This window comes from Streptomyces cynarae (assembly GCF_025642135.1).
In the GTDB taxonomy this organism is placed as follows: Bacteria; Actinomycetota; Actinomycetes; order Streptomycetales; family Streptomycetaceae; genus Streptomyces; species Streptomyces cynarae.
In genome coordinates this window covers 5177609-5188103 of record NZ_CP106793.1, presented here as the reverse complement: position 1 = coordinate 5188103, position 10495 = coordinate 5177609, and the positions used below count along the sequence as shown (strand labels likewise).

The 10495-nt window shown below is 67.7% G+C and carries 4 protein-coding genes; 1 reads left to right on the top strand and 3 read right to left on the bottom strand.

Features of this window, described 5'->3' with window-relative positions:
- Positions 1–18 precede the first annotated feature (18 nt).
- Positions 19–1515 carry a M48 family metalloprotease gene (locus N8I84_RS23805; protein ID WP_263231420.1) on the top strand — a complete coding sequence of 499 codons (1497 nt, stop codon included), beginning with the start codon at positions 19–21 and terminating at the stop codon, positions 1513–1515.
- A 72-nt stretch (positions 1516–1587) separates the two neighbouring features.
- Here N8I84_RS23805 and N8I84_RS23800 read toward each other — a convergent pair whose 3' ends face one another.
- From N8I84_RS23800 to rplL, 3 genes are all read right to left on the bottom strand, one after another.
- Positions 1588–5487 (bottom strand): DNA-directed RNA polymerase subunit beta', encoded by a 3900-nt coding sequence (locus tag N8I84_RS23800; RefSeq protein WP_263231419.1) that lies wholly within the window; start codon positions 5485–5487, stop codon positions 1588–1590.
- A gap of 97 nt (positions 5488–5584) precedes the next feature.
- On the bottom strand, positions 5585–9070 hold the full coding sequence (gene rpoB / locus N8I84_RS23795) for a DNA-directed RNA polymerase subunit beta (protein ID WP_263231418.1): 3486 nt from the start codon (positions 9068–9070) through the stop codon (positions 5585–5587).
- 937 nt (positions 9071–10007) lie between these two features.
- Positions 10008–10391 carry a 50S ribosomal protein L7/L12 gene (rplL, locus tag N8I84_RS23790; protein WP_263231417.1) on the bottom strand — a complete coding sequence of 128 codons (384 nt, stop codon included), beginning with the start codon at positions 10389–10391 and terminating at the stop codon, positions 10008–10010.
- Positions 10392–10495 lie beyond the last annotated feature (104 nt).

Sequence of the window (10495 nt, the reverse complement as noted above, 5' to 3'; positions counted from 1 at the left end):
GAAAGAACGAGAACCGCCATGACCGCACCCCAACCGTCCCCACCGGAGTACCCGGGGCCTCCCGCCGAGGCTGCAGGAACCGTCCCGCAGCAGCCGGCGCCGCCCCCGTACCCGCAGGCCCCGCCCCCGCAGTACCCCCGGTCCCAGCAGATCCCCCAGCAGCCCCCGCCCTACCCGCAGACCGCCGCCGCCCCGCCCGCGTACCCCCAAAGCCCACAGCAGCCGCCCGCGTACCCCCAAAGCCCACAGCAGGCTCCCGCGTACCCCCAGGGCCCACAGCAGGCTCCCGCCTACCCGCAGACCGCCGCCGGTCCATCGACGCCCACGGCCACGTCCCCGCCCCAGTACCCCCACACCGCGCCGCCGCCGGTCCCCCAGAGCCCACAGCAGCCGGCCGCGTACCCCCAAAGCCCACAGCAGGCTCCCGCCTACCCGCAGACCGCCGCCGGTCCATCGACGCCCACGGCCACGTCCCCGCCCCAGTACCCCCACACCGCGCCGCCGGTCCCCCCGCCCCCGGCCTCACCGCCGACGGCCGCGCTCTCCTCCGACGACCCGGCGCACCCCCACCACATCAGTACCGACCACGGCCGGGTGCACATCTCACGGGACCAGCGCCGTACCGACGTCACCGCGGTCGGGAACCTCCTCCTGCACCTGCCGAACTTCCTGTGCAGCCTCTTCGTCGTCGGCCTGGTCTCCCTCTTCTTCGGTGGATTCGGCATCGTGGTGGTGCTCGCCTGGCTGGCCAGCGGCGCACTCGTCTTCCATCGCCCCACCGAAAGCGCCCTCGCGCGCCATCTGCTCCGTCTGCGCTACCCCACTCCGCAAGAACGAGCCAAACTCGAACCGGTCTGGCGGGAGGTCACCGCCCGCGCCGGTATCGACGGCCGTACGTACGAACTGTGGGTGGAGGACAGCGACAGCCTGAACGCGGTCGCCGCGGCCGGCCACATCGTCGGCGTCACCCGTTTCGCCATGAACCAGCTCCCCAACGGCGAGCTGGCCGCTGTCATGGCGCACGAGCTGGGCCATCACGTCGGCGGCCACGCCTGGTCCTCGCTGCTCGGCTACTGGTACGCGCTGCCCGGTCGCGTCGCCTGGCGCTTCCTGAAGGCGTTCTCCGGTGTGGTGTTCAAGGTGTCACGCGCGTTCGGCTGCCTCGGCGTCGCCGTCGTGGCGGTGACCATCGGCTGCGTCGCCCTGGCCACGATCAGCACCCTCTACGGCCTGCCGCTGCTGATCCTGGGCGTGCCCTACGCCCTCGCCGCCGTCGGCCGCCGCGCCGAGCTGCGCGCCGACGAGCACGCGGCCGCCCTCGGCTTCGCCCCGATGCTCGCTGCCGTCCTCGACAAGCTGCACCAGCAGGAACAGCGGCAGACCGCCGAACAGACCGCTCAGAGCGGCGGCGCCCCCGTCCAGGAGAGCGCGCTCAGCAAGCTTCTCTCCTCGCACCCGGACTACCACACCCGTCTGCACCACCTGCAGCCGTACCTCCAGCCACAGCGCCACTGAGCCGGACACGCCGGACACGCCGAAGGGCGGCCACCCACTCGGGGTGACCGCCCTTCGGTTCATGCTGCTCGCTTACTGGTTGTACGGACCGTAGTCGTAGTCCTCCAGCGGAACGGCCTGGCCGGAGCCCGTGCCGAACGGCGAGTAGTCGATGTCGTCGTAGCCCACGGCCGAGTACATCGCGGCCTTGGCCTCCTCGGTCGGCTCGACCCGGATGTTGCGGTAGCGGGCGAGGCCCGTACCGGCCGGGATGAGCTTACCGATGATGACGTTCTCCTTGAGGCCGATCAGGGAGTCGGACTTGGCGTTGATCGCCGCGTCCGTGAGGACCCTGGTCGTCTCCTGGAAGGACGCCGCAGACAGCCAGGACTCGGTCGCCAGCGAGGCCTTGGTGATACCCATGAGCTGCGGACGACCGGAGGCGGGGTGACCGCCCTCCTGGACCACACGACGGTTCTCCTGCTCGAACTTCGAGCGCTCGACCAGCTCGCCGGGCAGCAGCTCGGCGTCGCCGGACTCGATGATCGTCACACGGCGGAGCATCTGCCGGATGATGATCTCGATGTGCTTGTCGTGGATCGACACACCCTGCGAGTTGTACACCTTCTGGACCTCGCCGACCAGGTGGACCTGGACGGCACGCTGGCCCAGGATGCGCAGCACGTCGTGCGGGTTGGTGGCACCCACGGTGAGCTTCTGGCCCACCTCGACGTGCTCGCCCTCGCTGACCAGGAGTCGGGCGCGCTTCGAGATCGGGTAGGCCGTCTCGTCGCTGCCGTCGTCCGGCGTGATGACGATCTTCTTGGTCTTCTCGGTCTCCTCGATCCGGACGCGGCCGGAGGCCTCGGAGATCGGGGCGACACCCTTCGGGGTACGGGCCTCGAAGAGCTCGACGACACGCGGCAGACCCTGGGTGATGTCGTCACCGGCCACACCACCGGTGTGGAAGGTACGCATCGTCAGCTGGGTACCGGGCTCACCGATGGACTGGGCGGCGATGATGCCGACCGCCTCACCGATGTCGACCAGCTTGCCGGTGGCCAGCGAGCGGCCGTAGCACATGGCGCAGGTGCCGACGGCGGACTCGCAGGTCAGGACCGAGCGGGTCTTGACCTCCTCGACGCCGCGGGCCACGAGCTCCTCGATCAGGACGTCACCGAGGTCGGTGCCGGCCGGGGCCAGGACCTGACCGTCGACGACGATGTCCTCGGCGAGGCAGCGCGCGTACACGGACGTCTCGACGTTCTCCGCCTTGCGCAGCACGCCGTCCGCACCGCGCTCCGCGATGTGGAGCTTGAGACCGCGCTCGGTGCCGCAGTCCTCCTCGCGGATGATGACGTCCTGCGACACGTCCACCAGACGACGGGTGAGGTAACCCGAGTCGGCGGTACGCAGAGCGGTGTCCGCGAGACCCTTACGGGCACCGTGCGTGGAGATGAAGTACTCCAGCACGGACAGACCCTCACGGAACGACGCCTTGATGGGCCGCGGGATGGTCTCGTTCTTCGCGTTCGACACCAGACCACGCATACCGGCAATCTGACGCATCTGCATCATGTTGCCTCGTGCACCCGAGTTCACCATCATGAAGATCGGGTTGGTCTTCGGGAAGTTCTCGTTCATGGCCTCGGCGACCTCGTTGGTCGCCTTGGTCCAGATCGCGATCAGTTCCTGGGTGCGCTCGTCCTTGGTGATCAGACCGCGCTCGTACTGCTTCTGGACCTTCTCGTCCTGCGCCTCGTAGCCCTTGACGATCTCCTTCTTCGCCTCGGGAACGACGACGTCGGAGATGGCGACGGTGACGCCGGAACGGGTGGCCCAGTAGAAGCCGGCTGTCTTCAGGTTGTCGAGCGTGGCCGCCACGACGACCTTCGGGTAGCGCTCGGCGAGGTCGTTGACGATCTCGGAGAGCTGCTTCTTGCCGACCTCGTAGTCGACGAAGGGGTAGTCCTCGGGCAGCAGCTCGTTGAAGAGCGCGCGGCCCAGCGTGGTCTTCAGCGTGAAGCTGTCACCCTGCTGCCACTCCGGCTCGCCCTCCTCGCGGACCGGCGGGGTCCAGCCGCGCGGCGGGATGGTGCCCACCGGGAAGCGGATGTCCACGCGCGCCTGCAGCGAGAGCTCGCCGGCGTCGAACGCCATGATCGCCTCGGCCACGGACGCGAACGAGCGGCCCTCGCCCTTCACGTCGCGCATCTCGCCGTCGGTGGTGAGGAAGAACAGACCGAGGACCATGTCCTGGGTCGGCATCGTCACCGGACGGCCGTCGGCCGGCTTGAGGATGTTGTTCGAGGACAGCATCAGGATGCGGGCCTCGGCCTGCGCCTCCGCGGACAGCGGCAGGTGCACGGCCATCTGGTCACCGTCGAAGTCCGCGTTGAACGCGGTGCAGACGAGCGGGTGGATCTGGATGGCCTTGCCCTCGACCAGCTGCGGCTCGAAGGCCTGGATGCCGAGGCGGTGCAGGGTGGGAGCACGGTTCAGCAGAACCGGGTGCTCGGCGATGACCTCTTCGAGGACGTCGTACACGACCGTACGGCCGCGCTCCACCATGCGCTTGGCGCTCTTGATGTTCTGCGCGTGGTTCAGGTCGACCAGGCGCTTCATCACGAACGGCTTGAACAGCTCCAGCGCCATCGCCTTCGGCAGACCGCACTGGTGCAGCTTCAGCTGCGGACCGACGACGATCACGGAACGCGCCGAGTAGTCGACACGCTTACCGAGCAGGTTCTGACGGAAGCGGCCCTGCTTGCCCTTCAGCATGTCGCTGAGGGACTTCAGCGGGCGGTTGCCCGGACCGGTCACCGGGCGGCCGCGACGACCGTTGTCGAAGAGGGCGTCAACAGCCTCCTGAAGCATGCGCTTCTCGTTGTTGACGATGATCTCCGGGGCACCGAGGTCCAGGAGCCTCTTCAGACGGTTGTTGCGGTTGATGACACGGCGGTACAGGTCGTTCAGGTCGGAGGTCGCGAAGCGGCCACCGTCCAGCTGCACCATCGGACGCAGGTCCGGCGGGATGACCGGCACGCAGTCGAGGACCATGCCCTTGGGGCTGTTGGACGTCTGCAGGAACGCGGAGACGACCTTCAGGCGCTTCAGAGCACGGGTCTTCTTCTGGCCCTTGCCGGTACGGATGATCTCCCGGAGCTTCTCGGCCTCCTCCTCGAGGTCGAAGGACTCCAGGCGCTTCTGCAGCGCCGCGGCACCCATCGAGCCGTCGAAGTACGTGCCGAAGCGGTCACGCAGCTCGCGGTAGAGCAGCTCGTCGCCCTCGAGGTCCTGGACCTTGAGGTTCTTGAACCGGGTCCACACCTCGTCGAGGCGGTCGATCTCGCGCTGCGCACGGTCGCGCAGCTGCTTCATCTCGCGCTCGGCACCCTCACGCACCTTGCGGCGCACGTCGGCCTTGGCGCCCTCGGCCTCCAGCTCGGCCAGGTCGGCCTCGAGCTTCTTGGCGCGGGCCTCCAGGTCGGCGTCGCGGCGCTGCTCGATCTGCTGGCGCTCGACGGAGACGTGGGCCTCCAGCGAGGGCAGGTCGCGCTGACGGCGCTCCTCGTCGACGTACGTGATCATGTACGCCGCGAAGTAGATGACCTTCTCCAGGTCCTTCGGAGCGAGGTCGAGCAGGTAACCCAGGCGCGACGGGACGCCCTTGAAGTACCAGATGTGCGTGACGGGGGCGGCCAGCTCGATGTGGCCCATCCGCTCACGGCGCACCTTGGCGCGGGTGACCTCGACGCCACAGCGCTCACAGATGATGCCCTTGAAGCGGACGCGCTTGTACTTGCCGCAGTAGCACTCCCAGTCCCGGGTGGGGCCGAAGATCTTCTCGCAGAAGAGGCCGTCCTTCTCGGGCTTGAGGGTGCGGTAGTTGATGGTCTCGGGCTTCTTGACCTCGCCGTGGCTCCACTGACGGATGTCGTCAGCGGTGGCCAGGCCGATCCGGAGCTCGTCGAAGAAGTTGACGTCGAGCACTATGCGTCAATCCCTCTCAGGGTCGTTAAGTCTTTGGTCTGAAACGGGGGCCTGGGGGTCGGCGGGCCTCCTGGTCAGGAGGCCCGCCGGACTCCCGTCAGACCTCTTCGACGCTGCTCGGCTCGCGCCGGGACAGGTCGATGCCGAGCTCCTCCGCAGCGCGGAAGACGTCCTCGTCGGTGTCGCGCATCTCGATGGACATACCGTCGCTGGACAGCACCTCCACATTCAGGCAGAGCGACTGCATCTCCTTGATGAGCACCTTGAAGGACTCGGGGATGCCGGGCTCGGGGATGTTCTCGCCCTTGACGATGGCCTCGTAGACCTTCACGCGGCCGGTGACGTCGTCGGACTTGATGGTGAGCAGCTCCTGGAGGGCGTACGCGGCGCCGTAGGCCTCGAGGGCCCACACCTCCATCTCGCCGAAGCGCTGGCCACCGAACTGGGCCTTACCACCCAGCGGCTGCTGGGTGATCATCGAGTACGGACCGGTCGAGCGGGCGTGCAGCTTGTCGTCGACCAGGTGGTGCAGCTTCAGGATGTACATGTACCCGACCGAGATCGGGTCCGGGAACGGCTCACCGGAGCGGCCGTCGAACAGCCTGGCCTTGCCGGACGGGAGGACCATGCGGTCGCCGTCGCGGTTCGGCAGCGTGTGCTGCAGCAGACCGGCCAGCTCGTCCTCGCGGGCACCGTCGAACACCGGGGTGGCGACGTTGGTGCGCGGTTCGACCTGGTCGGCGCCGATCGCCTGCAGGCGCTGCGCCCACTCGTCCGCCAGGCCGGAGACGTCCCAGCCCTGGCTGGCGAGCCAGCCGAGGTGGATCTCCAGGACCTGTCCCGGGTTCATTCGGGACGGCACACCCAGCGGGTTGAGGATGATGTCGACCGGAGTTCCGTCCTCGAGGAACGGCATGTCCTCGATGGGCAGGATCTTGGAGATGACACCCTTGTTGCCGTGACGGCCGGCGAGCTTGTCACCGTCGGTGATCTTGCGCTTCTGCGCGACGTAGACGCGAACCAGCTGGTTCACGCCCGGCGGCAGCTCGTCGCCCTCCTCGCGGTCGAAGACGCGCACGCCGATGACCTTGCCGGTCTCGCCGTGCGGCACCTTCAGCGAGGTGTCACGGACCTCACGGGCCTTCTCACCGAAGATCGCGCGCAGCAGGCGCTCCTCGGGGGTCAGCTCGGTCTCACCCTTCGGGGTCACCTTGCCGACGAGGATGTCGCCCGCGATGACCTCGGCGCCGATGCGGATGATGCCGCGCTCGTCGAGGTCGGCGAGGACCTCCTCGGAGACGTTCGGGATGTCCCGGGTGATCTCCTCGGGGCCGAGCTTGGTGTCACGGGCGTCGACCTCGTGCTCCTCGATGTGGATCGAGGAGAGGACGTCGTCCTGGACCAGACGCTGGCTGAGGATGATCGCGTCCTCGTAGTTGTGGCCTTCCCAGGGCATGAAGGCGACCAGCAGGTTCTTGCCGAGCGCCATCTCGCCGTTCTGGGTGGCCGGGCCGTCGGCGAGGACCTGGCCCTCGATGACGCGGTCGCCCTCGTTGACGATGACCTTCTGGTTGACCGAGGTGCCCTGGTTGGAGCGGGCGAACTTGGCCAGCCGGTACGTGATGTACGTGCCGTCGTCGTTGGCCGTGGTGATGTAGTCCGCGGAGACCTCCTGGACCACACCGGCCTTCTCGGCCTTGACGACGTCGCCGGCGTCGACGGCGGAGCGGTACTCCATGCCGGTGCCGACGAGCGGGGACTCCGACTTAATCAGCGGCACGGCCTGACGCATCATGTTCGCGCCCATGAGGGCACGGTTGGCGTCGTCGTGCTCGAGGAAGGGGATCATGGCGGTCGCGACCGACACCATCTGGCGCGGCGAGACGTCCATGTAGTCGACGTCCTCGGGGCTGACGTAGTCGACCTCGCCGCCACGGCGGCGGACCAGCACGCGGTTCTCCTCGAAGCGGAGGTCGCTGGTCAGCGGCGCGTTGGCCTGCGCGATGACGAAGCGGTCCTCCTCGTCGGCGGTCAGGTAGTCGACCTCGTCGGTGACCTGGCCGTCGATGACCTTGCGGTACGGGGTCTCGACGAAACCGAACGCGTTGACACGGCCGTAGGAGGCGAGCGAGCCGATCAGACCGATGTTCGGGCCTTCGGGCGTCTCGATCGGGCACATGCGGCCGTAGTGCGAGGGGTGCACGTCACGGACCTCGAAGCCGGCCCGCTCACGGGAGAGACCACCCGGACCAAGAGCCGACAGACGGCGCTTGTGGGTGAGACCCGACAGCGGGTTGTTCTGGTCCATGAACTGCGAGAGCTGGCTGGTGCCGAAGAACTCCTTGATGGAGGCGACGACCGGCCGGATGTTGATCAGGGTCTGCGGCGTGATCGCCTCGACGTCCTGAGTCGTCATGCGCTCGCGGACGACGCGCTCCATACGCGCCAGACCCGTGCGGACCTGGTTCTGGATGAGCTCGCCGACGCTGCGCAGACGACGGTTGCCGAAGTGGTCGATGTCGTCGGTCTCGACGACGATCGTGTCGCCACTGTCGCCGGTGGTCTCGGTCTCGCCGGCGTGCAGCTTCACCAGGTACTTGATCGTCGAGATGATGTCCTCGACGGTCAGGATGCCCGCGTCCAGCGGAGCGTCCGCACCCAGCTTCTTGTTGACCTTGTAGCGGCCGACCTTGGCGAGGTCGTAGCGCTTGGGGTTGAAGTAGAGGTTCTCGAGCAGCGTCTGCGCGGCCTCACGCGTCGGGGGCTCGCCCGGGCGCAGCTTGCGGTAGATGTCGAGCAGCGCGTCGTCCTGGCCCTGGGTGTGGTCCTTCTCCAGGGTGGCGCGCATGGACTCGTACTCGCCGAACTCCTCGAGGATCTGCTCGGTGGTCCAGCCGAGCGCCTTCAGGAGGACGGTGACGGACTGCTTGCGCTTGCGGTCGATGCGGACACCGACCATGTCGCGCTTGTCGATCTCCATCTCCAGCCAGGCACCCCGGGACGGGATGATCTTGGCGGAGAAGATGTCCTTGTCGGACGTCTTGTCGATGGTGGAGTCGAAGTAGACACCGGGGGAACGGACCAGCTGCGACACCACAACACGCTCGGTGCCGTTGATGACGAAAGTGCCCTTGTTCGTCATGAGCGGGAAGTCGCCCATGAAGACCGTCTGGGACTTGATCTCACCGGTCTCGTTGTTGGTGAACTCGGCCGTGACGAAGAGGGGCGCGGCGTAGGTGAAGTCGCGCTCCTTGCACTCGTCGATCGAGTTCTTCGGCGGCTCGAAGCGGTGGTCCCGGAACGTCAGCGACATCGACCCGGAGAAGTCCTCGATCGGGGAGATCTCCTCGAAGATCTCCTCGAGGCCGGACTTGGTGGGGACGTCCTGACCGTTCTCCAGAGCCTCCTCGACGCGAGCCTTCCATGCGTCGTTGCCGAGCAGCCAGTCGAAGCTCTCGGTTTGCAGCGCGAGAAGGTTCGGAACCTCGAGGGGCTCCTTGATCTTTGCAAAGGAGATGCGCAGCGGGGCGGTGCTGGCGCCGTTGTTCGTATTCGCGGTCGAGGCGTTGCGCGAGGCGGCCAAGAGGGGGTCCTTCCGAGGGCTCGGACTCACTACGCGCGTCCCGGTCCCCGCCGGGCACAGAGATGGAAAGCCTCAGGTCAGAGACTCTTATGCTCGGTGCTCAAGCGTGGGGCGTGCTCCTGGTGACGGGCAGGAGGCAGCTAACAGGCAGCGCAAAGGGTCAGTGTAGCCACAAGGCACACTGATGTCCAGTGCGGGTTTTCAGGCATCCCCTGGAGGCCCTCGTTGTCCCTCAACACCTGCGGCACGCCACGCCTTCGATGCACATCGATACTGCCCTCTTCGTCGTCGATCCATGCCTCGGATCCGGATCGTAGTGACGACGCGTCCTGAGAATTGCGCGCTGCGTGCGGTTCGTCAAGGCCCCCCTTGCCCAAACCGGGTGCTGCCATCGTCACGTTCGACCTGTCACCGGGGCCCTCGGGAGGCACGACCGAAGATCACCATACCCCCCACGGCGACGCACGCAAGGCAGCCGCCACCGGACCCCCCGGAACGCCGAAGAGCGACCACCCGGATGGATGATCGCACCTCGGCACCTTCGCGTTACAGCCTTGAGGGTGAGGCGTGCGAGGGATCGGTGGCGGGGGGTTACGGCATCCGGGTGAACGCTGTTCGGAGGGGCTCGGCGAGGGGCGCACTGCATCCGGGCGTGCATCCGGGCGACCCCGGTCCCCGGCCCCGGCACCGCCTGACAGAGGTCCCAGGCGTCCGGCTCCCTGCGCCGGGGCCGGGCGGCGCCTCCCGGAGCCGGGCGGTGGCGGCCGCCGCTTCCGGACCGCCGTCCCGGCGGGGCAGCGACAGCCGTCGCCGTCGGCGGGCCTCACCGGCCACGAGGGTGTTGGCACATGCGAAAGGGGGCCGTACGGAGCGTCGCTCCGTACGGCCCCCTCGGGCCCTGTGCGGACCCGGAGTCCTGGTGGACCCGCGGGAGGTCTTACTTGACCTCGACCGAGGCGCCGGCGCCCTCGAGGGACTCCTTGGCCTTGTCCGCGGCCTCCTTGTTGACCTTCTCGAGAACCGGCTTCGGCGCACCGTCGACCAGGTCCTTGGCCTCCTTCAGGCCCAGGGAGGTCAGCTCGCGCACGACCTTGATGACCTGGATCTTCTTGTCACCGGCACCGGTGAGGATGACGTCGAACTCGTCCTTCTCCTCCTCGGCCTCGGCCGGGGCGGCCGGGCCGGCCGGGCCGGCGACGGCGACGGCGGCGGCAGCGGTGACGTCGAACTTCTCCTCGAACGCCTTCACGAACTCGGAGAGCTCGATGAGGGTCATCTCCTCGAACTGCGCGAGCAGGTCTTCCTGGCTGAGCTTCGCCATGATGGGCGATCCTTCCACTAATTCGGCTGGTGCCGGATGTACATGTATGGCGGGCGTACGTTCGGCCCGCTACGACCGTCGCGTCAGGCGGCGGTCATTTCGCG